16 protein-coding genes, 9 tRNA genes and 1 rRNA gene are annotated in these 22,803 nt (G+C 44.5%); 24 read left to right on the top strand and 2 right to left on the bottom strand.

Annotated elements, in window-relative coordinates; genetic code table 11:
- The 21 genes from rrf to AC58UX_RS32075 all read left to right on the top strand — a co-directional run.
- A 5S ribosomal RNA gene (gene rrf, locus AC58UX_RS32175) occupies window positions 1-110 on the top strand; the annotation flags it as partial.
- A gap of 65 nt (window positions 111-175) precedes the next feature.
- Window positions 176-251: transfer RNA gene (locus AC58UX_RS32170), tRNA-Ala, on the top strand.
- Between the two features lie 4 nt (window positions 252-255).
- Window positions 256-331 (top strand) — tRNA-Asn (locus AC58UX_RS32165).
- Between the two features lie 9 nt (window positions 332-340).
- Window positions 341-415 (top strand) — tRNA-Glu (locus AC58UX_RS32160).
- A gap of 14 nt (window positions 416-429) precedes the next feature.
- Window positions 430-505 (top strand) — tRNA-Val (locus AC58UX_RS32155).
- Window positions 506-527: 22 nt separating this feature from the next.
- Window positions 528-603: transfer RNA gene (locus AC58UX_RS32150), tRNA-Thr, on the top strand.
- A gap of 26 nt (window positions 604-629) precedes the next feature.
- Window positions 630-706: transfer RNA gene (locus AC58UX_RS32145), tRNA-Asp, on the top strand.
- 25 nt (window positions 707-731) lie between these two features.
- Window positions 732-802 (top strand) — tRNA-Cys (locus tag AC58UX_RS32140).
- Between the two features lie 10 nt (window positions 803-812).
- A tRNA-Leu gene (locus AC58UX_RS32135) sits at window positions 813-898 on the top strand.
- Window positions 899-916: 18 nt separating this feature from the next.
- Window positions 917-990, top strand: a tRNA-Arg gene (locus AC58UX_RS32130).
- A gap of 555 nt (window positions 991-1,545) precedes the next feature.
- Window positions 1,546-2,511, top strand: a complete 966-nt coding sequence (locus tag AC58UX_RS32125; protein WP_497260105.1) for an ABC transporter permease — start codon at window positions 1,546-1,548, stop codon at window positions 2,509-2,511.
- A gap of 6 nt (window positions 2,512-2,517) precedes the next feature.
- The gene (locus tag AC58UX_RS32120) at window positions 2,518-3,405 is read left to right on the top strand and encodes a carbohydrate ABC transporter permease (RefSeq protein WP_497260104.1); all 888 of its coding nucleotides are present in this window, start codon (window positions 2,518-2,520) and stop codon (window positions 3,403-3,405) included.
- A 63-nt stretch (window positions 3,406-3,468) separates the two neighbouring features.
- Window positions 3,469-5,007 (top strand): extracellular solute-binding protein, encoded by a 1,539-nt coding sequence (locus tag AC58UX_RS32115; protein WP_497260103.1) that lies wholly within the window; start codon window positions 3,469-3,471, stop codon window positions 5,005-5,007.
- Window positions 5,008-5,076: 69 nt separating this feature from the next.
- Window positions 5,077-7,347, top strand: coding sequence for a helix-turn-helix domain-containing protein (locus tag AC58UX_RS32110; RefSeq protein WP_497260102.1), 2,271 nt, complete (start codon window positions 5,077-5,079; stop codon window positions 7,345-7,347).
- Window positions 7,348-7,477: 130 nt separating this feature from the next.
- On the top strand, window positions 7,478-9,664 hold the full coding sequence (locus AC58UX_RS32105; protein WP_497260101.1) for a glycoside hydrolase family 88/105 protein: 2,187 nt from the start codon (window positions 7,478-7,480) through the stop codon (window positions 9,662-9,664).
- A 32-nt stretch (window positions 9,665-9,696) separates the two neighbouring features.
- On the top strand, window positions 9,697-10,869 hold the full coding sequence (locus AC58UX_RS32100; RefSeq protein WP_497260100.1) for an oligogalacturonate lyase family protein: 1,173 nt from the start codon (window positions 9,697-9,699) through the stop codon (window positions 10,867-10,869).
- A 23-nt stretch (window positions 10,870-10,892) separates the two neighbouring features.
- Window positions 10,893-12,089 (top strand): TolB-like translocation protein, encoded by a 1,197-nt coding sequence (locus AC58UX_RS32095; protein WP_497260099.1) that lies wholly within the window; start codon window positions 10,893-10,895, stop codon window positions 12,087-12,089.
- 178 nt (window positions 12,090-12,267) lie between these two features.
- Window positions 12,268-14,490, top strand: coding sequence for a helix-turn-helix domain-containing protein (locus AC58UX_RS32090; protein WP_497260098.1), 2,223 nt, complete (start codon window positions 12,268-12,270; stop codon window positions 14,488-14,490).
- A 245-nt stretch (window positions 14,491-14,735) separates the two neighbouring features.
- The gene (locus tag AC58UX_RS32085; RefSeq protein ID WP_497260097.1) at window positions 14,736-15,683 is read left to right on the top strand and encodes an ABC transporter permease; all 948 of its coding nucleotides are present in this window, start codon (window positions 14,736-14,738) and stop codon (window positions 15,681-15,683) included.
- 13 nt (window positions 15,684-15,696) lie between these two features.
- Window positions 15,697-16,569, top strand: coding sequence for a carbohydrate ABC transporter permease (locus AC58UX_RS32080; RefSeq protein ID WP_497260096.1), 873 nt, complete (start codon window positions 15,697-15,699; stop codon window positions 16,567-16,569).
- Between the two features lie 41 nt (window positions 16,570-16,610).
- Window positions 16,611-18,263 (top strand): type 2 periplasmic-binding domain-containing protein, encoded by a 1,653-nt coding sequence (locus AC58UX_RS32075; protein ID WP_497260095.1) that lies wholly within the window; start codon window positions 16,611-16,613, stop codon window positions 18,261-18,263.
- Between the two features lie 58 nt (window positions 18,264-18,321).
- Here the strand turns inward: AC58UX_RS32075 and AC58UX_RS32070 are convergent, their stop codons facing one another.
- Both AC58UX_RS32070 and AC58UX_RS32065 read right to left on the bottom strand, forming a co-directional pair.
- Window positions 18,322-18,753, bottom strand: a complete 432-nt coding sequence (locus tag AC58UX_RS32070) for a hypothetical protein (RefSeq protein WP_497260094.1) — start codon at window positions 18,751-18,753, stop codon at window positions 18,322-18,324.
- Window positions 18,750-18,956, bottom strand: a complete 207-nt coding sequence (locus AC58UX_RS32065) for a helix-turn-helix transcriptional regulator (RefSeq protein ID WP_497260093.1) — start codon at window positions 18,954-18,956, stop codon at window positions 18,750-18,752. The genes AC58UX_RS32070 and AC58UX_RS32065 overlap by 4 nt, the downstream gene beginning before the upstream one ends.
- 377 nt (window positions 18,957-19,333) lie before the next feature.
- Here AC58UX_RS32065 and AC58UX_RS32060 point away from each other — a divergent pair, with 377 nt between their 5' ends.
- The 3 genes from AC58UX_RS32060 to AC58UX_RS32050 all read left to right on the top strand — a co-directional run bounded on the left by AC58UX_RS32060 (window position 19,334) and on the right by AC58UX_RS32050 (window position 22,424).
- Window positions 19,334-19,675 (top strand): 2,4'-dihydroxyacetophenone dioxygenase family protein, encoded by a 342-nt coding sequence (locus AC58UX_RS32060; RefSeq protein WP_497260092.1) that lies wholly within the window; start codon window positions 19,334-19,336, stop codon window positions 19,673-19,675.
- A 596-nt stretch (window positions 19,676-20,271) separates the two neighbouring features.
- Window positions 20,272-22,095 (top strand): YncE family protein, encoded by a 1,824-nt coding sequence (locus AC58UX_RS32055; protein ID WP_497260091.1) that lies wholly within the window; start codon window positions 20,272-20,274, stop codon window positions 22,093-22,095.
- A gap of 77 nt (window positions 22,096-22,172) precedes the next feature.
- Window positions 22,173-22,424 (top strand): hypothetical protein, encoded by a 252-nt coding sequence (locus tag AC58UX_RS32050; protein ID WP_497260090.1) that lies wholly within the window; start codon window positions 22,173-22,175, stop codon window positions 22,422-22,424.
- The last annotated feature ends 379 nt before the right edge of the window (window positions 22,425-22,803 follow it).

Genomic DNA, 22,803 nt, shown 5'->3' with positions numbered 1-22,803 from the left:
ATGATGGCGGAGGGGACCCACGCGTTCCCATCTCGAACACGACCGTTAAGCCCTCCAGCGTCGATGGTACTTGAACCGCAGGGTTCTGGGAGAGTAGAACGTTGCCAAGCAGACCTAATATAGGGATCTTTTAGTGAAGCTAAAAGTCTCTCTGCATTGGGTATTTTTTTTGTCTGGGGCCATAGCTCAGCTGGGAGAGCGCCTGCCTTGCAAGCAGGAGGTCAGCGGTTCGATCCCGCTTGGCTCCACCATTATTCCCTGATAGCTCAGTTGGTAGAGCACTCGACTGTTAATCGAGTTGTCACAGGTTCGAGTCCTGTTCGGGGAGCCATTCTTTCTAGGCCCGTTGGTCAAGTGGTTAAGACACCTCCCTTTCACGGAGGTAACAGGGGTTCGAGTCCCCTACGGGTCACCATTTTTTACCCCCATGGAGGCTTAGCTCAGCTGGGAGAGCATCTGCCTTACAAGCAGAGGGTCGGCGGTTCGATCCCGTCAGCCTCCACCATCACTTCACCTTAAAATAATAAGCCGTTGTAGCTCAACTGGTAGAGCAACTGACTTGTAATCAGTAGGTTGGGGGTTCAAGTCCTCTCGACGGCACCATTTTTAAGGTGATTTTTTTGTAGCATGGAGCTGTGGTGTAGTGGCCTAACATGCCTGCCTGTCACGCAGGAGACCGCGGGTTCGAATCCCGTCAGCTCCGCCATTTTAATGGTGGAAACAAAGATTTCGGCGCTATAGCCAAGTGGTAAGGCAGAGCTCTGCAAAAGCTTTACCCCCAGTTCGAATCTGGGTAGCGCCTTTTAATACAAGCCGGAGTGGCGGAATCGGCAGACGCACAGGACTTAAAATCCTGCGGTAGGTGACTACCGTACCAGTTCAAGTCTGGTCTTCGGCATTTTTTAACAACAGAGATGCGCCCTTAGCTCAGCTGGATAGAGTATTTGACTACGAATCAAAAGGTCGGGAGTTCGAATCTCTCAGGGCGCGTAATTAACTTTATAAGTTACAACTCTGAAAGCCTTGATATAAGGCTTTTTTTGTTTATGCAAAAAAAGGATTACTTGCGGTAATCAATCAACACGCCTAGCGTTTCAACCGGACGCTCCTCTATAGATTGAAATAACTCTTTGACTCTGCTCCATCACGGAACACCGCCTAATATGTCGAACAAGCGCAGGCGTGCGCTGCAATATCACTATGCTCCTGAATCGGCGCAGAAGATGACACCGGAACAATACAAAGTCGTGTTTACGAACGAAATGACACGTGCAGAGTGTTAATAGCAATCTTAATAAATTGAGAAAGTCCCAATGAGCTAGTACAGTCATCGGGACTTTTTTATTAACAATCATTCATGATCGACCAGTCGATCAAATGATCAAAAAGGGTTAGTTACACACGATATATAGGATGATAACCCTTTCTGAACAAATGAATATAGACGGATATTTCCTAGGCTCATTAGAATAAAAACCGTAGCAGAGCATCTGAAGGTGTGGTGCGGCGGACATGATTCATTAGACAGAAGGAGTGAACGACATAATGGCTGCAGTCGATTATTCAGCACATAAACAGGCTGACGCACGAGTGAGAAAGAGAAGGTTAAATCGCCTGACAGGGAAGCTACTTAAGGATCGGTGGCTGTATCTAATGCTGTTGCCCGGCATTGTATATTTCTTATTATTCAAATACGGTCCCATGTGGGGAATTGTGATCGGGTTTCAGGATTACTCACCATTTCAGGGAATGTTTGGAAGTAAGTGGGTAGGCTTAAAACACTATATCCGTTTGTTCACTGAACCTACTTTTTTCACAATACTGAAAAACACGCTGATCTTGTCTCTTGTTAATCTGATGTTTGTCTTTCCGACGCCAATTATTGTAGCGCTTATGCTCAATGAACTGAGGAGAGAAAGGTTCAAGAAATGGATACAAACACTGATCTACATCCCTCACTTCATGTCCTGGGTGATCATTATTGGCATGTTCAAAGTACTGTTTGAGTCGCAAGACGGCATATTTCAGAAATGGATTGTTTCACTCGGTTTCGAACCATTCACGTTTATGATGGACCCCGATAAATTTATTCCTATGTATATCCTGCAAAATATATGGCGCGACACAGGATGGGGAACGATCATCTATCTGGCTGCATTGGCCGGCGTGGATACGTATTTATACGAAGCAGCCCGTATAGACGGTGCTAACCGGTTGCGGCAAATGTGGCATATCACGCTGCCGTCGATCCGGAGCACCATTATGATTCTGTTTATTTTGCAACTTGGAAATATTCTTGAGCTCGGTTTCGAGCACGTCTATTTACTTCTTAACTCCCTCAACCGGGAAGTAGCAGAAATATTTGACACATACGTCTACACAGCCGGTATCCTGAACGGATTGTATAGTTATTCGACGGCAGTAGGTGTCTTTAAATCAGTGGTTGGCCTTATCCTGGTCGTACTCGCCAATCGGTTATCCAAAAAATTCGGAGAAGAAGGCATATTCTAAGGAAGGGTGAAAGCCATGATTCACGATCGAAGTTGGAGCTCGCGCTTGTTTGACTATATCAATTATACAATTCTGATCCTGTTTGCGCTTTGTACAGTGCTTCCCTTTATACACATTATAAGTTCATCATTTGCCAGCCCGACGGAAACGCTTACGAAAGATTTCGTGCTGTTTCCAACGGATTTCACGCTGGATGCCTATCGATTAATATTCTCTACGGATCGTATCCTGAAGAGTCTGCTAGTCACTGTACTGATTACAGTGGGTGGAACTATTGTCAATCTAATCATGACCTGCCTAATGGCCTATCCGCTTTCCAGAAGAGATTTGATCGGGCGTAAGCCTATTATGATGATGGTGATCTTCACGCTCCTTTTTAGCGGAGGCTTGATTCCTACGTTTCTGATCGTAAAAGCCTTGGGACTGCTGGATTCCATGTGGGCACTCATTATTCCGAGTGCGATAAGTACCTTTAATCTCATCATTATCAAAAACTTTTTCCAACAGATGCCGGATGGAATTGAAGAATCGGCCAAAATCGACGGTGCTAATGATCTCAGTATCCTTGTGCGCATCATTCTTCCGCTCTCGCTGCCGGCGCTGGCGACATTCGGACTGTTCTACGCAGTTGGACATTGGAATACGTTCTTGTCTGCCATTCTCTATATCCGAGATTCCGACAAATGGCCGATTCAAGTACTGCTTCGCTCGTTTGTCTTGTTATCCGAAGGCCGGTTGGACGATGGTGGTGACCAAGACGGGGGAATTCATTTGCCGCCAGAAACGGTTAAAATGGCTGTCATTACGGTGGCTACGCTTCCGATCCTGTGCGTGTATCCTTTTTTACAGAAGCATTTCGCGAAAGGTGTTTTTGTGGGTTCAATCAAAGGTTAACTACTTCACGAACCCATTTAAATATAGTACCATCAAATCATATATAGCGGAGGTCTTGATCACATGGATTTGAACAAGAACGCAGGAACAAAAGCACTAGTGGCGGTTAGCGTGGTTGGTTTACTGATGACGACGGCTTGTTCCAATGAAAAGCAATCGACGAATCAGTCCACAGCATCTGCACAACAAACGGAAAAACCGAAGGACACTACGCCTACGACAATCGAAATTATGAGCACGTTGGCTGGCGTAGCACCGAAAGAAACAAGTGACGTGCAAAAAGAACTGGAAAAGCTTACGAATACGAAGCTAAACATCACGTGGGTACCAGAGACGGCCTATAAAGAGAAACTGAATGCCACAATGGCTTCTGGAACGCTTCCACAAGTCATGTTCACGAATGAAACGAAATCCGCTAATATCATCAATGCAGCTAGGTCGGGTGCCTTCTGGGAAGTCGGTCCTTATCTAAAGGACTATCCGAATTTGAGCAAACAGATGGATCCTGAGGTGTTAAAAGGAATTGCGATTGACGGAAAATACTACATGCTTCCCCGTCACAGAGACGCTGCTCGCCACGTGATTACGATTCGTAAGGACTGGCTGGATAAGTTGGGACTACCAATGCCCAAGACGTTAGATGACTTGTATAAAGTGTCAAAGGCATTTACAGAAAATGATCCAGACGGGAACGGCAAGAAGGATACGGTCGGATTAGTGGAAGACGGGTTAAATGCTCTGGTGCGCAACATTGCGGTTTATCATGGAGCTCCGATGAATTTTGGTATGCAAAACGGTCAAGTGGTTCCCAACTTCCTGACGCCAGAATATTTGGAAGGCCTCAAATTTTACAAGAAACTGTATGCCGAAAAATTAATGAATCCCGACTTTGCTATCATCAATACCCAGCAACGCCGGGATATGATGGCACAAGGGAAAGCGGGTATCATGATCGCCGTAGAATCCGATGCTCCGTCTATTCAGAAAGACGCGGTAAAGCTGAATCCGAAAGCTGAATTCGATTTGATTCAAGGCGTGACAGGTCCACAAGGATTGAGGGTATCGGCTACTTCAGGGTACAATGGAGCCATGGTGTTTTCCAAGAGCAGCATCAAAACGGAAGCGGAGTTGAAGAAAATTCTAACGTTCTACGACAAAATGTCGACTCCCGAGATGTTAACATTGACGGGAAAAGGCATTAAAGATATCGATTACAAGATCGTGGACGGATTCGTTGAACCTGCTAATCCCCGTGCCGAGGAAAGAAAGGCAGATGCCCAATATCTTGCATTTGGAGTCGCAAATCCAAGTAATGAATTACCGATTAAATCAACGGACCCATTAGTCATAAAAGGGAAAAAGCTAGTGGCTGATAATGCGAAAATTGCTATTTACGATATAACGACACCTCTGGATTCCAAAACCAAAACCGAAAAAGGCCCCGAATTAGATAAAATTAGCCGTGACGCGCAGATTAAATTCATTATGGGTGAAATCGACGAGGAAGGGTACAAAAAAGCACTCGATCAGTGGCGCAAAGCCGGTGGTGATCAAATTATTAAAGAATTTACTGAAGATTACAAAAAACAAGGCGGTAAATAATCAGCATAGGAAAAGATGGAGGAGACCCCTTCCGTCTTTTTCCATTTACGAACCAGCGGAGGTATATTCATGAAGGCTCGAGGGTTTACATACTTAAACAAATTAGCGTTATTCGGGTTTGCACTTGGTGTCTTACCTCTGCTGGTATTGGGATTTTTCTCTTATTTTCGTACATCGGGTACGATTCAAAACTATGTAGAGGAAGGCAATCTACAAATATTAAAGCTAAGCCAATCACGCATCGAGCAGAACCTAAAGACGGTGGAGGCATCCGCCACAACGATGCTACATTCCCCGTTTGTGGAGAGTGTGCTCTCGTTACCGCTTGAGGGCAAATATTTTAATGAATTTGAGCAGCTGACCGGCAGTATTCGTCAATTGCAAGTATTTGAGCTAGGTGTTAGCGATATCGAATTCTATAACATGCACGGAAATTGGAAAATCGGCAATAAGGGGATTTATCCTTTTAATCAAGAGGGTATTCAATCAACGTTGGAAATTCCGCAGAAGACAGTATGGGAATCTAATAAAAATGGCATTCGCATGATCAGCAAGAAGCCGGCTTACGATCCAGACCCTGATATTATCATCATGGCAGAGATACCCTTCTCACACCTGCGTAAGCTGCTGCTAGACACAAGTCCGCTTGGAAGCGTATTTATGATGGATAGTGACATGAAATTGCTTGGTTATCAGGACGAAAGCTTCACACAGGCCTTTCTCAGTGAAACGGAAATTGCCAGTCAACTGAAGCAGTTTGATGGCAATATGGGTAAAGTCAATGTTCGATATGGCAAGCAGGATTATGCAGTTACTTTTATTCGTTCTAGCTTCACCGGATGGATCTATGTCTCGGCCGTTTCGATCGATATCATCACTCAGGAATCGAAATCAATTGGGCAGTTCATTATGTGGATTTGCTTCATCATTATTCTCCTTGTTCTTGCATTTTCGGTGATGGGCTCTAATCGATTTTATAGTCCAATACGCAAGCTTTATGCGACCGTCATTGGCCAGGATGTACGCCAACCGCTCCATAATAGTAAACGCGAGGATGAATTGCAGCAGATTGGTACACGTTTTCTTTCATTGTTGGACCGACAACAGGAAATGTCCGGTCAAATCCAGGGACAGGTGGCACAATTGAATCAATTTTTTGTGCAAAAGCTCTTCTTTGGAGAGGTTGGGCCGAGGGAAATAAAGGAGAAGTTGTCCGTCCTTCAATATCCGCAGAGTTGGCGAAGCCTATATGTAATGGCTATTGAAATCGATACATTGGAAGGAAGCCGATATCAGGATCAGGATCTAGACCTGCTGTTGTTCGCCGTAAACAATATTGCGGGGGAGCTTGCTCCACAACATTCGCTGCTAAATCCGATCGTGCTAAACGAATCTCAATTGACAATTCTGGGGACTGATCTTAACGATCCGAACTGGGAAGAGAATCTGTATAAGTTGGCAGAAGAGATTCAGCGCGCGGTTCGCACGTATTTAAATATTTCGGTTAGCGTCGGATTAAGTTATGCATTTGAGGAATGGACGAAGGTACCTAAAGCTTATAAAGAAGCCATTGATGCCCTCAGATACCGCGTTAAGCTCGGTCACGAGGCGATTATTTCCATACATGATATTTTTGCGGATTCCCCTGCGGAGACTTCGTATCCCGTCAAGATTTCGGATGAACTCAGGCAGGCGGTTAATGCTTCTGACTTGGAACAAGCGACCCTTCTTTTGCATCAAATGGTTCGTGAACTGCTTGTTCAGCCGTTTCACTTCCACGATTACCAGTTTTCCCTTATTCGTTTTTTGTCCGAACTGGGTAGTCTGCTTCAGGATCAAGGAATCTCGATTCGCACGCTAATGAAAGATGATGAATCGATTGTGGAAACCCTGTTCAAGTTGAGAACGACGGACGAGGTCGAGGCTTGGTTTAAGGAAGTCGTTGTAGGTCCGGTATTACTGCTGCTGGAGGAAAGACGCAGTCATCAATTCCGCAAAATCTCGGAAGCTGTCATCCAAATCATTCACGAAGAATACGATACCGATTTGACGCTAGAACTATGTGCTGATCGGATCGAATACCACCCCCATTATGTCAGTAAAGTGTTTCGCCAAGAGGCTGGCGTTAATTTTGGGGACTATTTGTTACAATACCGGCTGACAATAGCCAAGAAGATGCTCACGGAAACGAATATGAAAATCTCAGACATTTCCGAAAAGTTGAAATATACGAATTCGACGAATTTTATCCGTTCTTTCCGCAAGGTAGAGGGGGAGACTCCCGGTCAGTACCGCGAACGGATGCAAGAAATTCCTGCTGCAGGAAGTGGAACGAAATAAGCGAGTAACGAAACGTCCTTCGAACTGGGAAATACCCAGTTCGAAGGACGTTTATTTTGTATCTGAACAAATGAATATAGACTGATATCAAGCACGGAACCTATATTTAAAGGCGAAAGGAGGAGATAAAATGGCTCGATATTTTGATATGGAAGCCGGCATGAAATATAAGCTGGCAGATCAGAACACGGACACGATCCTTGAGACGATAGCAGGCGCCTATATAGCGAACAATCCCCCGCATCCGTTCGTATTTCGATGCTTTAGCAGGCTTTCCATCCCACAGCTGCAGGATGGCAGATTCGATTTTAATATGCACGAGAAGCATCCAGATGCTACTTTTGGCCAGTATGCTTTTGCGCTAGGCATGCTTTGGAGCGACAACGTCAGGTCTGTCGAGACTGCAGTCAATTGTTATGGTCCGACCAAGCTGCTGCTAAATGGCAAGTTGCTTTATAAATCTGGTGTTGCCGAAGAGGTAAATGTAGAGACACGCAAGATTGTTGAGGTGCAGTTACAAAAAGGTTGGAATGCGTTCCTACTTGTTTTCCGCAATGTAGCTTCTGGATTCGGTTGTATATTCGGCTCGAACCGCAGCCATTCGACTCCGTTGGACTTTATGAACCCGTTCCATGAACGATATGACTGTGGCGGTTGGCTTTATTCGGAGCCGCAAGAATATGAAAGGTTTGGAGAAACAGCCTTTCCTGATGTAAGAGGAGCTGAGTCGGAATCCTCTGTTCGGTGGTTTCCTTCACAAGCGTGGACGGCGGATCAGGCGTCGCTGATGAACTGCGCTAGAATATTCGGGATTCAGCCAAATAAGGTGGCATATGCTTGGTCGAAAGGGAAATCCGACCTCCCTGGCCGGAATCGATTCACCCTGAAAGGATGGTCAACAGGTGAGCTCCGCATCTGGGTTAACGGCGAACTAGTTGCCATATCGGAGACGGAAGGGCCATTTGAGGTTGAGGTCCATCTCGCCTACGGGGAACATCAATGGTTAGTTGAGTCGGCTTGCGGGGAGAGGGATTGGGGTTTTTCATTGGAAGTGTTCGCCGAAGATGAGGCGTATTCATTCAATCAGCCATATCCCGTGAAAGGGACGGATGAATGTTGGTTGTACTTAGGACCGATGGAGCGCTCTGAGGACATTGTTCCTGATCAGCTGCAAACGATGTTCCATGTGTTTGAAGTCGATGCTGGCAACCACACCTACTGGCGGATAGATAGACCAGGTGTTTGGATCAGACCTTACCTGAACAATGCTCGTTACGCAAGATGGAACTATCCCATTGGTGTGACCTTGTACGGCCTTCTCCGAACGGGCAGAAGGCTGGAGAGATCCGATATTGTCCGATACGTCCTTCAACATCTGAAAGCGTGTACGACCATGTACAGCTACGCTCTGTGGGACCGTGAACAGTATGGGTATCCCGCAATTAACACGAAACTGGTTGATATGAAGATGTTGGACGATTGCGGTTCGATCGGCAGTGCCATGCTGGAGGCCAATCAAGAGGCACAGGATGAGGGTTTTGTCAGGTTGGCGCATATCATTGCCGAATATATGGCAAACAGACAAGAAAGACAGGAGGACGGTGCATTTTATCGGGAATCCAAAGGTTATTACATGGAAAATACGTTATGGGCAGACGACTTATACATGAGTACCCCATTCCTGATTCGATACTACAAGCTGACAGGTGAACGTAAATGGCTTGATGAAGCTGCCAGACAGTTTCTTCTTTTTAAGAAATACTTGTATCTCCCCGACAAAAAACTGATGTCTCACGTCTATGATTTCAAATTTAACATGGCTAATCAGATACCTTGGGGACGAGGAAATGGCTGGGTTATCTTTTCTTTATCGGAGCTGCTAGAAATGATGCCGGAGGATCATCTGAACAGAGGAGATCTGCTTAGCTTTTTCCGAGATTTCTCCGAAGGGTTACTTGCTCGTCAAGGGGAAAATGGTTTATGGCATCAAGTATTAACAGATGAAGGATCGTTCGAGGAAACGTCCTGCACATCGATGTTTATATATGCTTTTGCCAGAGGGGTTCGATTCGGCTGGCTGGATCGGCCACGGGTTTATGCAAATGCGGTACGTAAGGCGTGGAGCGGATTGATCAGCCATGCCTTTGAGGGCAATGGCTCGGTCCATGGTGTGTGCTGTGGCTCCAAATATTCCTATTCACCTGATTATTACAAATATGATCTGAAGGCGGTCACGAATGACCCGCATGGCATAGGTATCGTCCTGTTAGCCGGAATCGAAGCAGAGGCTATGAACCAGATGTTATCAACTTTATAGATTGCAGAATACATGATGAGGAGTGGAAGGATATGAAAGGCGATGTTTATTACTCAACGATAACCACCAAGAAAGATGAGTTGACTGGTGCCGAGGTGACACAGCTCACCGACGATTCAGGCGATACGTATCATCCCTATTTCACCAAAACATTGATTGATTCTGACAATAATTATGTTCTTCTGGCTTCAAACCGCACGGGTTCGATGCAATTGTACACATTGCGGTTTAAGGACGGTCAAATGGTGCAAATTACCGATCGTGAGGGGGTTAGCCCTTTCAGTTCCGTACTCGATGCTTGGCAACATATCGTTTACTATTTTGCCGACCGAACGCTGATGCGGGTTCGCCTTGATAATCTGGAAACGGAAGAGCTCATGCAAATTCCAATCGGCTTTAAGCCCAGTGATCTATCTATTGATAACGCAGGGAAATTCCTAGCTTTTTCGTATGTGGAACATATGGAACTCTGCACGGAAACTGGCGGTACGTATTCAACGCACAGGGAAAAACACTTTCGCAGACCAACGAGTGTGGTCATCCGTTATGATATCGAAAGAAGAGCTCCCTATGTGGTATGGGGAGAAGGTCAATATATTTCCCATGTAAACATTAGCCCGGTGGACTCGAATATCATTGTATTTTGCCATGAAGGTCCATGGCTGCAGGTTCAGCGAATGTGGACGGCGCGTATCGACCATGACAAGGTGTACCCGCTAGTGGATCAGAAGGTGAATTTGGAGCGGATCGGACATGAATTTTTTACCGCGAGCGGCAGGATTGGTGCCCAATATTCATCTAGAGAGAAGATCGGGGATGAGTTTTTGTTGCATGGCGATATTTTTATCAACGTAGATGGCTCGAACGAGAGAAGATATTATTACCCTTACACACGACCCTCCCATGTACAGATGAACTACAGCGAAACGATAGGCGTCGGCGATCGTGCGCCTATTCGCGAAGCCATGGAGGATAAGGGGAACTATATGTCCTTGTTGAAATATGAAGGAGATTCCATCGAAGTCGGTCTTCTTTGTGCACACGGCACTTCCTGGCGCAGCCAGATGTCCCATCCGCATCCAATCTTTACCCGAGATGACCAGCATATTCTTTTCTCCTCCGACAGAGGTGGTAAATCCAATGTTTACTTGGCTAGGGTTGACTGGGAAAAAACGATCAAGAGTGACAAGCGGATAGAAAGATAAACACGGATGGAGGAGAGCAGCTCATGCTTAATATCAAGAACGAGCTAGTAAAAGCAGAACGGCTAACCCAGGGAGATGCCCATTATTTTTTTGGTTATTACGACACACCTGCTTGGAGCCAAAGCGACCGATATCATTTATGCCATAAAGTAAATTTCATGGATCGCCTTCCTCACCAGTCAGATATGGCAACTGTCGGATACATCGATATGAACAACCATTCCTTTCATCCGATTGCGGAAACAACCGCATGGAATTTTCAGCAGGGGAGCATGCTGCAGTGGAACCCTGCCTTTCCGGAAGAAGAGATTATCTACAATACGTGGGATGGCGAAACCTATAGAGGCGTTGTGCAAAACATTCATTCAGGATCCTCCCGGCAACTGGATCTCCCCGTGGCAAATGTCGATCCCACAGGCCGGTATGCCGTAAGCATCAATTTTGACCGTATGTTTGATTTTCGGCCTGGATATGGATATGCGGGGAGAGAGGACCTGTATAAAGAAGTTCGTCATTCTGAAGATGACGGAATTTTTCTAATCGAATTGACAACGGGCGAATCCAGATTGATCGTGTCACTACAACAAATTTGGGACTTCACGAAAATTCGCTTTCGGGGTCAAGACAAGAAGCTGTTGATTAACCATATCACGTTTAATACGGATGGCTCTCGTCTCGTTTTCCTTGTCCGATATTTTCCTGAGCCCGGCGAGATGTGGGAAACGGCTATCCTAACGGTCAACTGTGATGGTTCAGACCTATTCCTCTTGTCCGATTATTCCTATGCGTCTCATTATCATTGGCGTGACCGGGAACACATTGTTTTTCATTCACGCGGAGCGGAAATCGGCCATGCAGGCGATCAACTATATGTGTTAAGAGATTTGACGCATGAGGCTGAACTGATCGATACGGCATTCTTTTTAAAGGACGGCCACTGCAGTTACTCGCCAGATCGGCAGTTCATGCTCTATGACAGCTATCCGGATGCGGACGGCTATCGGCATTTGTACTTATACTTTTTGGAGAATAAATGCGGAAAGACGCTAGGCTCTTATTACTCTTTACCAGACATTGATGGCGACATCCGTTGCGATTTGCACCCGCGTTGGAATCGGGCAGGTACTCATATTTCGTTCGATTCTATCCATGAAGGAAGGCGGCATGTGTATACGATGGACCTGCGAAATGTCATGGAAAGACTGCTTCTGAACAAATGAATGTTGACTGTCATTTGAAGTACCCTCAGCCTGTTGCTGGGGGTTTTTTTGTCATTGGGAGCGTAGAACCATGTTTGGGGATGGACAACTTCCTAGAGAATAGAGTATCATCAGTGAACGTAACGGGCGTTTTCACATGATGATGGAACTGAGAATACGGACATAGGGGATCGAAATAATGACGAAAAGATGGTTTAATCGCTTGCTGCTTTCCTATATACCTGTATTGATATTGGTTACTTTCGTACTGTCTTTTGTATTCTTTTATATGGTGAATACTATTTCTTCGAACCAAGCTAAGCAGGCTAATCGCGTGTTTACCGAACAAGTCATGAGTACGGTTGATTTTACGTTGAAGAAAGTGGAGCAGCTCGTTGTCAATGCGTTCAACAATGATGAAAGCGCTAACTTATTTTTCTATAACACACCGGAAGATCGGTATAAATCACAATTCATTCCTTCTAAAAAAATAGGAGAATTGACATCACTCATCCCTGAAATAGACTCTTTGTATTTATATCGGGCAACGGATCAGTCTGTATTGATGAAGGATTCGCTGCTTCAGGCAAGCAATTTAACGGAATATACGTTTATTCGCAAGTTGCTGCAGGATGGCATCCCACCAGGTTGGATTCCGGTCCGTTCATTCAAGTCATCCGATGATGCACCTACCAATTCCGTTGTTTCGTTAGTCAGGGGAGTTCCGCTGCTGACTGGCGAGAAAGGGTTCGTCGTTGTGAACATCGATATACGAGCCATAGCCAATTTGGTACGAGACATGTCGGCTTCTAAATTTAGTTACGTGGATATTCAAGACCAACAGGGGAATAAAGTTGTTGAAGAAAGTGAGTTCGGGCACACGACCACGCTAACAACGTTGGTATCGAATTATTCGGGGTGGCAGATTGAGAGCGGATTGCAGGACGGCGGTACATTTAAATTGTTTGCCACGATCCCGATCATTTGGTTGGGCATCATTCTTCTAGCGATTCTGTTAGGTATATTATGGATCGTGTTTGTGACAAGGCGCAATTATAAGCCGATAAAGGCGATCATGGACAAGCTGGAGAGCTCTTCCTCGTCTAAAAGTAAATTATTTCAAGATGCCGAAGACCAGGATGAATTGCAGCTTTTAGATAAGGCGATTACGAGTTTAATTGAGCAATCGATTGAATATCAACAACAGCAAGAGCAAGGGATGGCGTATCGCCGCCAGCGTTTCATTCATGACCTGTTGACTGGTAATCGGATGTTCTCTGACGAAGACTGGAGGCTGGAAGCGGGTCGGCTCGAAGGTCCGGAAGTGTATGACTGCTGGAATGCACTAGCTATCGGCATTGATGGATACGCTGAGTTTACGAAGTTATATGATTATCGAGATCAAGTTTTACTTAAGTTTGTCGTTCAAAATGCGCTGCAAGAAATCGCGGACAAGCATGGTTGCCGGATTTGGATGGAGTGGATGGATGCCACGCGCCTAGGAGCGGCGTTACAAGTACTGCCCGATACTCAGGAAGGAACGAAATCTGCTCCAATAATTGCTGGAGAACTTAACGCATGGATTCGTAATCATTTAAAATTTACGGTCTCCATTGGGATTGGCAGTGACGTTACGGATGTGAGCGAAGTTTCGTTATCCTATGAAGAGGCTATGCATGCGCTCGATTACAAATTAGTGCTAGGTGCAAATCAGGTCATTTCGTCCAGTGATGTGAGAGCAAACAGCCAGGCGGCCTACAGTCACTACCACGAGATTCGTATCATTGCGGCTCAATTTAAGCAAGGCCATGCAGAATGGAAGCCGATGTTCCGCCGTCTGGCGGAGTCCATGAAGCAGGATCCCATGTCCCGACAAGAGCTACGGATGATGATGGATTACATGAACTACCAATGGAATGCGGCATTTCAGGAAATGCTGCCTGAATACCGGGAATTCTGGGAAGAGACGGCTTTTCCTCAGCTTCAAGCAGAAATTGGTCAGCTAGAGACGGTCGAAGAGACGATGAATCGGTATTACAATTGGCTCGAGCGGACTGACGATCAACTGAAGGAGTTGCGAGATCGACGCAACGAACATTCTACGGCACCTCGTATTAAGGCGTATATTGACACTAATTATGGCAATTCCGATTTATCGCTCAATCTCTTGAGTGAGCATTTTAATCTCAGTACGAAGTATGTCAGCCAACTGTTCAAAGATGAGATTGGCATTAAGTTTACCGAGTATTTGTCGGGATTACGGATCGAGCAAGCCAAAGTTCTCTTGAAGGTGTCTAATGATTCCATTCAAGAGATTGCCAAACAAGTTGGCTATGACAATACATTATCCTTCATCCGTATGTTTAAAAAGATTGAACAGATCACCCCTGGTGATTATCGTAAGTTTGGGAAAGACGAGTAGAGAGTATCAGGAGGCAGTTATGGACGTGAACAAGGTTCAAAGGGCGATTCCGTAGGAGTGGGAGAGCCTTTTGAGCCTTTTTTCATATACAAAATTCCAGATCATAATCAAAATTCCGTCTCCATTTTTCGAACAAGAATATCGTGTCTAAAGCATGAAAATGGACTCTTGTCTTCAGGTGGGCGTGGCCGTTTAAATAGAGTTACAACAGGCAACGCACAGAATGTGAACAAGGGGAGGATTGGATGGACTACGTGAAACAGGCGATGCCGGCAGTACAGTCGTCTGGCATACAAAAGGTGAAGAGAAGAAGGCATCAGGATCGATGGTTATTCCTATTGTTTTTACCGGCATTGGTATACTTTGTGGTTTTTAAATACGTGCCGATGGGTGGACTGGTGCTGGCTTTCAAAGATTACAATTTGCACGATGGCATTATGCACAGTCGTTGGGTAGGCATGGATAATTTTCAGCTGCTTTTCAAAAATCCAGATATGCTGAAAGTCGTTCGTAATACGCTTATGATCAGCTTACTGACAGTGGTCGTTGGATTTCCTTTTCCGATTATTATTGCCATACTGCTGAATGAAATGAAAGCGCAGCTATTCAAACGAACGATACAAACGTTCCTGTATTTACCTCATTTTCTGAATTGGGTGATCGTCGGTTCATTTGTTGTCCTGCTGATGGCGCAAGAGCATGGCATCGTGAATCATCTTTTGGAGCGATTTACGGGGCATAAGTATGCATTCTTGTACAATGAAGGGTCATGGCTAGCTGTATTTCTAGGCTCACATGTTTGGAAGGAAGCGGGATACGGTTCCATCATTTATTTGGCAGCCTTGAGCAGCATCGACACAAGTTTGTATGAGTCTGCTTCTCTGGACGGTGCGAATAAGTGGAAACAGATTTGGCACATTACACTTCCCGGTATCATGCCGGTCATTGTTCTCATGATGATTTTATCACTGGAACATGTGATGGATGTCGGATTTGACGCGATCTATGTATTAGGCAATGCGAGCGTTCGGGATATTGCGGACGTTATCAGCACTTGGAGCTATGCCATCGGCTTGGGCCAAGCGAAATATAGCTTGACGACAGCGCTTGGATTCTTCCAATCTCTCGTCGGACTGATCTTGGTGTTATCGGCAAATACGATCGCACGTAAGTTTAATCACGGATTATGGTGAACGGGGGGATCGCATGAAACAGTCATCTGGGGAGCGGATCTTTTACTCCGTCAATTATATCGTGATGGGCATTGTCGGCTTTATCTGCATACTCCCCTTAATCTATTTATTGGCCGTGTCATTGAGCTCAGAACAAGCAGTCGTCTCGGGCAAAGTGGGGTTGTGGCCGGTCGGGTTTAATTTCGATAATTACCGACTCGTGATTGAGGGATCTAACATTGGTAAAGCGTTCTGGAACAGCATTGTAATTACGGTCTTTGGTACTTGTTTAAATATGGGCTTTACCATTTTGGCCGCTTATCCGCTTGCCAAGAAAGCATTCAAAGGCCGGCGGTTCTATACCATGCTGATCCTGTTTACGATGTTGTTTAACGCAGGATTAATTCCCAACTACTTGTTGGTGAAAAATCTAGGACTGATCAATACGTACTGGGCGCTTTGGCTGCCCGCGCTTGTCAGCGTATACAACATGCTGGTCTTAAAAACATTTTTCGAAACGCTTCCCGAAGAAATTGAAGAAGCGGCGAGAATTGATGGCGCGAGCGAAGCCAGGCTTCTGCTTCAAATCATCCTGCCGTTGTCGATGCCGGTTCTGGCAGCACTCACCTTATTTTATGCCGTCGGACATTGGAATTCGTTCTTGAATGTTCTTCTCTATATCAATTCTAGTGATAAGAAGAATATGGCTGTTATCGTTCAAGAGATGGTAACGAACAGTTTCTCACGCCAAATGGACCAAGTGCAGCCTGATCAGGTGCAAATGGTCACCCCGGAAGCGATTCGGGCTTCTAGTATTTTCATTATGATTGTCCCTATGCTGATTCTGTATCCGTTTTTACAAAAATATTTTGTCAAAGGGATTATGGTCGGTTCGATAAAAGGCTAAATCACATGGATTTAAACCACATTAATTTCAGGAGGGTTCGTATGAAAAACAAAAAGATATGGGTGTATGCAAGTTTGGTCACGACAGCTGCAATTGGGATGGTTCTGACAGGCTGTGCGAAAGAGGAGAAAACGACAGCATCCAAGGATGGCGTTACTTCAACAGCTTCAGCGGCAAAGGGAAAAGTATCGGTCACCGTCTATGATCGAGCGAAAATTCCTGCGGAAGAAGGTAACTTTGAGAAAAATCGTTGGGTTGACTATATGAACAAAAATGGCCCTGTGGATCTTCAAATTGTACCTGTTCCGCGGGACAAAACGATTGATAAATTAAACGTATTGTTCGCATCGGCAAGTGCTCCAGATATTATCGTGGACTATAATGCGCCTGACCGTTCAACTTGGTATGAAAGCAAGCAATTGCTGCCGTTAAACGATATTATTGATAAATACAGTACTGTCTATAAGCAGCAGTTGGAGAAATATCCGGTATTGAAAAAGCTCGGTACCCGTGCTGATGGAAAATTGTACGACATCGGTGCCGTACGCCAAGGTGATATCAACTGGATGCTGTGGGTGCGGACAGATTGGCTGAAGAAGTTGAACTTGGAAGTGCCGAAGACATCAGAGGATATGCTGAAAATAGCGAAAGCTTTCGTCGAACAAGATCCGGATGGAAACGGCAAGAAAGATACGTACGGTTTGGCGCTTGGCGGGTTTTTGAATTGGAAAGTTGCTGATTATATGTTTGGTGTACCGTATAACACGAACTATCAGGATCAGAACAATGCTTTCTCCGTCTCATGGAAAAACATGCAAGCTGCAACAGCCTTTAAGAAGCAAATATTCGATATGGGCCTCGTGGATAAGGATTTCTTGACCGACCAGAACGGTGATAAAGCGAAACGCGATTTTATTAACGGTAAGTTAGGATTTTATATGACACAGCGCAGCGAGGCGCAGGCAGTATTTGAATCGCTGAGAAAGAATGACCCGAATGCACAAGTGATCCCGATTGCGCTGCCAAGCACACCGAGCGGCCAATTCAGCCCAGCAATCAATACGCCGTTTACGATGGCTGGTGTTGTGAATGCGAAGGCGAAAGATCCGAAAGCTGTTATTCAATACATCGACTTCTTGAACACGGAGAAAACGGTGAAAACGCTTCGCTGGGGAGTTGAAGGCGAGCACTATAAGCCGAATGCGAATGGCTGCCCAGTTCCAACGGATGCTGCGAAGAATACGGCAGAACGCAGCTGGAATGCCGATTACTCCATTCTTGTCAGCGAAGAGTCGATGATGAAGTGTGATCCGGTATTAGATTTGCTTGATGCCAATAACGCGACGCAAACGGATTATAAGAAAGTCATTGAAGCGGCGCGGAAAATCTACCTGAACCCAAGCAACCCGATGCCGGGCTCCGTGATCGATCTCAGCTTACCATCCTTGCCTTCTGAGCTAAATACAATTATCTCGAGTGTGAACTTTGACGATGAGTTGAAAAAATCCGTCGTGACAGGCAACTATTCCGCAGACAGTGTGATTACGAACATTCAAGATACATGGAAAAAAGCAGGGGGCGACAAGGTAGACGAATTCTACAACAACTGGTATAAGCAAAATAAAACGAATGCAGTCTCCATAAAAGACGTTTACGACCTCTTGGTGCAACAGCAAAAACAAGCAGGTAAATAAGGAAAAAAGCGGATCATTGTCTTATAAGGCGATGATCTGCTTTTTTACATAAATTTGATTACATCTCTTTATAGTACTTGAAACGGTAATAACTGCAATATCCAAGGATAAACAGATAGGCAAAAGCCAATAGGAATACCACGATTATATCTATATCCATCAAGGCAATTGCTGTAATTAAGGCTCCAAGTACAAAAACCATCATGTCATATGCTTTCGCTTTTGCCTGATTAGCGATTGCTAAATTACGCTCATCTTTCCTGTCAATCTCTAGCTGTTTTGCTGCGGCGGGAGCCCTTTTCATAGCATGTCGAAGGATTATTTCTCCAATACCGTGACCGAACAAACCACAGCCAAGCCCAACACAGATATAAGGCAACGCTCGCAGTATACCTTGTGGATCTTCAATCGTTTTAATGAAGTACACACCACCTGCAAGTAGTATTATGCCTACAACGGTAAGAAAATAATATGAAATAATTTTATTCATACATGCTCATCCTCCTCATAAATAAAGATTTCTTCGATACTCATCCCGAAAAAACGAGCAATCTTGAACGCTAAAAGGATTGATGGGTTATAGCGTCCGTTTTCTAGCGAACCGATCGTTTGTCTTGACACTTCAAGGGCCGCTGCCAATTCTTCTTGTTTAATTCCACGATGCTTGCGGATCTCTTCTAAACGGTTGTTCAATGCGTTTACCCTCCTTATGGAAAGCTAACTTTCCACAAGGGAAGTATATAATGCAACGGAAGTGATGTCAAGCGTGCTTTCCATTTTGGGTGGTGCCTTAAATGCTAGAGGGGATGGTATTGTTAGTAGAACTGGGTAAACCCATTTTCAAAATAAAGGATATGGATGGACATCTTACGAAATTTAATAAGGCTAACTAATTAAGAATGAAGGTGCCTCTAGATGAACGAGCTTATTAACGAATCTGTTATACAACTAGCTGAAAAATTTCAGCTTCCAGAAAAAATAGTTAACATTGAAGAACTACCTTGGGTTCCGTTCACAGAGAATCTTTCTTGCCATTTCAAGCCTTTGCGTTTTGATCTTAACACAGGGACTTGGATTTACCTTTTCAAATCAAGAGCAATCAGGTTTTGGGCAAACATAGGCATACGGGTGGAACTGTAATTGGTTATAACCTTCAAGGTAAATGGCGATATGAAGGGCGGGAATGGGTGGCTACACCGGGCACGTTTGTATTTGAACCACCTGGTGACATCCACAAGCTGATAACAGAAGACGAAGAAGTGGTGACTCTATTTATACTAGGTGGTTCACTTCAGTATTTTGATGAAAACAATCAAATCGTTGGACAAGATGATATTTATACAGTACTCGAAAAGTACAGAGATTTTTGCATGCTTCATGGGATTCAAATTAGAGAAGATCTTATTTATTGACGTAAACTTTCTAAAAAGGCTGCCGGCATGATTCATGATTGGTAGCCTTTACTCAAGTAACGGGCAGGTTAATGGCAACTTATATTGTAATAATAGCTGATGGTTTTATTGGCGCCGCTTATATAAATTCGTATATGACGTAAATCACATTCCAATTTATTGAGGAACAAAGAAAATTTCAATACAAGTGGCACTACTGTCCGTAATATCTTGCTATCAATTTACTGGAAGATGTTGAGTTAAATGAAAATATTAAAACAAGAGTTTAAGCTAACAAGGATCTTTAGCCCAAATAAAGACCTGAACAAGGCTTCTTGTGGATGGGTGGACTTTTCCTGAACGGGATAGTTTCATTATTATTTTATGGAAAGAGCAACCACACTGACATGTGTAAGTAACATCATTAATAGTAAGAATAGGCAAGCCTTCCGGCTTGCTTTTTTATTTATAGGAGTGTGAAATCGTGTTGGTTTGTCCAATCAAAATATAATAGCAGCCATATAATAGTAAATAAAATAGCAGAAAGTAAATAATAGGCTACTGTATGCGAGGAGAAACACTTAAGTTCTATTAAGTATAAAGGAGGTACACGCTTTATGAGAAAATATAAAAGAGTCATGAATACTATTGAGTCTGTAGATATCGAACAAATAAAAGAAATAGAAATTAAATACTTTAATGGGGATAAATGCGAGTTATCTTTGGATAAAGTCGAAGACAGGGATGAAAGAGAAAAGGAACTCAAGGAATTTCTGGAAAGAATCGAATGGAAGAAAGTTAAGGAAGTGAAAATAAAACTGTACAACGGAAATAAAATTGAAGTCGAATTTCATGATGATGACAACCATCATTGTCATCATGGGAGATGCGGACCGACAGGTGAAATTGGAGCAACAGGTGAAACGGGGGCAACAGGAGCAACAGGAGCAACAGGTGAAACAGGAGCAACAGGAGCAGCGGGAGCAACAGGAGAAACGGGAGCAACAGGAGCAACAGGAGAAACGGGAGCAACAGGTGCAACAGGAGCAACAGGAGTTACAGGCCCAGCAGGTGGTCCACCGGGACCAACAGGAGCCACAGGACCAGCAGGGGCAGGAGCAGTAGGGCCAACCGGAGCAACCGGAGAAACGGGAGCAACAGGAGAGACAGGAGCAACAGGAGCAACAGGAGTTACAGGCCCAGCAGGTGGTCCACCGGGACCAACAGGAGCCACAGGACCAGCAGGGGCAGGAGCAGTAGGGCCAACCGGAGCAACCGGAGCAGCGGGGGCAGCAGGAGCAACAGGTGAAACAGGAGCAACAGGTGAAACAGGAGCAACGGGGGTAACAGGTGAAACAGGAGCAACGGGGGCAACAGGTGAAACAGGAGCAACGGGGGCAACAGGTGAAACAGGAGCAACGGGGGAAACAGGAGCAACGGGGGAAACAGGAGCAACGGGGGCAACAGGTGAAACTGGAGCAACGGGGGCAACAGGTGAAACTGGAGCAACAGGACCAGCGGGACCTGCTGGATCCATATCAGCCAACTTCATTTATATAGCAAATTTTAATAGTAACAATGTTTCTGTAATTGATGGAGTAACCAATACGGTAATTGCTACCATTCCAGTTGGGATTAATCCAGCGGGTGTTGACGTCAATCCATTAACCAATCGTATTTATGTAGCAAATAGGGGGAGTGATAACGTTTCTGTAATCGATGGTGTAACTAATACGGTGATAGCTACCGTGCCAGTCGGGGATGAATCAGGGGATGTTGGGGTTAATATAGCAACCAATGCCATTTATACGGCAAATTTTAATTCATTGGACTTAACTGAAGATGTTACCGTGATTAGTGGATTGACCAATACGGTGTTTGCAACCATAATAATCCCTGGGCTCAATTTATCAACAGGGGTAGGCGCCAACCCATTAACTAATCGTATTTATGTAGCCAATTTTAATTCTGATACCGTTTCTGTAATAGATGGAATAACCAATACATTGATCACTAATATTCCAGTCCAAGTTAATCCATTCAGAATAGCAGTTAATCCAGCCACTAATCTTATTTATGTAACAAATTTCACTAGCAATACGGTTTCTGTGATTGATGGATTAAACAATACAGTAATTGCTTCCATTCCGGTCGGGACTACTCCAGGAGAGGTGGGAGTTAATCCAACTACTAATGCTATTTACGTGGCAAATCGAGACACTGATAATGTTTCCGTGATTAACGGTGTAACGAACATGGTAATTACTACGATTCCTGTCGGGGATAATCCAACTGGAGTAGGGGTCAATTCAATAACTAATCGTATTTATGTAACTAATCAGAACGATAATAACGTTTCCGTCATAGATGGATTAACCAATACGGTGATTGCTACTGTTCCCGTGGGAACTCGTCCATTCGCGGCAGGAGTAAATCCGTAAGATGTCTTGCAATACTGATTACGAAATATGGAATCTGGTAACCATTAAACAAGATCTTACAATAGGTGGTGATTCTTATGAAAGAAGTTAGATCGATGGAAGATTTAATGATACAGATGTCAACCATGAACAAAGAGAATTCTATATGCCAAATTTTTCTTCCTGGGAAAGGGAAGTTCACAATTGTGCTGCAAGAACTAGACTATGATTCCATTGAGACAATGATTCAAAATCCATTTATAGAACAATTGGTGATTGACAGTGCGGAATTAGATAAAGAAGTTCGCGCCATGTCGGCGTCTGAATTACTGAAAAATCCTTTTCTCTAAGAGATTGAAATTCAATTCTAACTCTCCTACTTGTGACTCTCCTTGTGAAACCATGTATTTATTCGAATTATTCCCTGGTACAAACGCTAATCTGGGCAGTTATTCAAGAATGTAACTTAGTTGGCGCTAAGCTCCCTCGGTATGATTTGATTTTCTCACGTAAGCTCGTGTATTCGCAGGATTTCATTCTCTTTGATATCGGACGATGAAGGAAAGAGAGTTGAGTTGATAGGGCCTAATCGTTAGAAGGCATACGGGAACAGAGGTGGGGGTAACATCACCCAATTTATACCATCTGCTGCACGCTTTCTCCACATGGCCCTTAACGATTTTCGCTCCCATATCTCAACGGGTCTAAGCCCTCTCATTCCTTCGTCAC

The sequence above is a fragment of the Paenibacillus sp. J22P90 genome, from assembly GCF_059692195.1.
Note: the sequence above shows the minus strand (reverse complement) of the source record. Positions and strands in the feature narration are given on the sequence as shown.

What these genes read in the sequence shown, in the direction of transcription:
- AC58UX_RS32125 (WP_497260105.1), top strand. Translation starts at nt 1,546, where the DNA reads ATGGCTGCAGTCGATTATTCAGCACATAAACAGGCTGACGCACGAGTG.
- AC58UX_RS32115 (WP_497260103.1), top strand. Translation starts at nt 3,469, where the DNA reads ATGGATTTGAACAAGAACGCAGGAACAAAAGCACTAGTGGCGGTTAGC.
- AC58UX_RS32110 (WP_497260102.1), top strand. Translation starts at nt 5,077, where the DNA reads ATGAAGGCTCGAGGGTTTACATACTTAAACAAATTAGCGTTATTCGGG.
- AC58UX_RS32105 (WP_497260101.1), top strand. Translation starts at nt 7,478, where the DNA reads ATGGCTCGATATTTTGATATGGAAGCCGGCATGAAATATAAGCTGGCA.
- AC58UX_RS32100 (WP_497260100.1), top strand. Translation starts at nt 9,697, where the DNA reads ATGAAAGGCGATGTTTATTACTCAACGATAACCACCAAGAAAGATGAG.
- AC58UX_RS32095 (WP_497260099.1), top strand. Translation starts at nt 10,893, where the DNA reads ATGCTTAATATCAAGAACGAGCTAGTAAAAGCAGAACGGCTAACCCAG.
- AC58UX_RS32090 (WP_497260098.1), top strand. Translation starts at nt 12,268, where the DNA reads ATGACGAAAAGATGGTTTAATCGCTTGCTGCTTTCCTATATACCTGTA.
- AC58UX_RS32085 (WP_497260097.1), top strand. Translation starts at nt 14,736, where the DNA reads ATGGACTACGTGAAACAGGCGATGCCGGCAGTACAGTCGTCTGGCATA.
- AC58UX_RS32080 (WP_497260096.1), top strand. Translation starts at nt 15,697, where the DNA reads ATGAAACAGTCATCTGGGGAGCGGATCTTTTACTCCGTCAATTATATC.
- AC58UX_RS32075 (WP_497260095.1), top strand. Translation starts at nt 16,611, where the DNA reads ATGAAAAACAAAAAGATATGGGTGTATGCAAGTTTGGTCACGACAGCT.
- AC58UX_RS32070 (WP_497260094.1), bottom strand. Translation starts at nt 18,753, where the DNA reads ATGAATAAAATTATTTCATATTATTTTCTTACCGTTGTAGGCATAATA.
- AC58UX_RS32055 (WP_497260091.1), top strand. Translation starts at nt 20,272, where the DNA reads ATGAGAAAATATAAAAGAGTCATGAATACTATTGAGTCTGTAGATATC.
- AC58UX_RS32050 (WP_497260090.1), top strand. Translation starts at nt 22,173, where the DNA reads ATGAAAGAAGTTAGATCGATGGAAGATTTAATGATACAGATGTCAACC.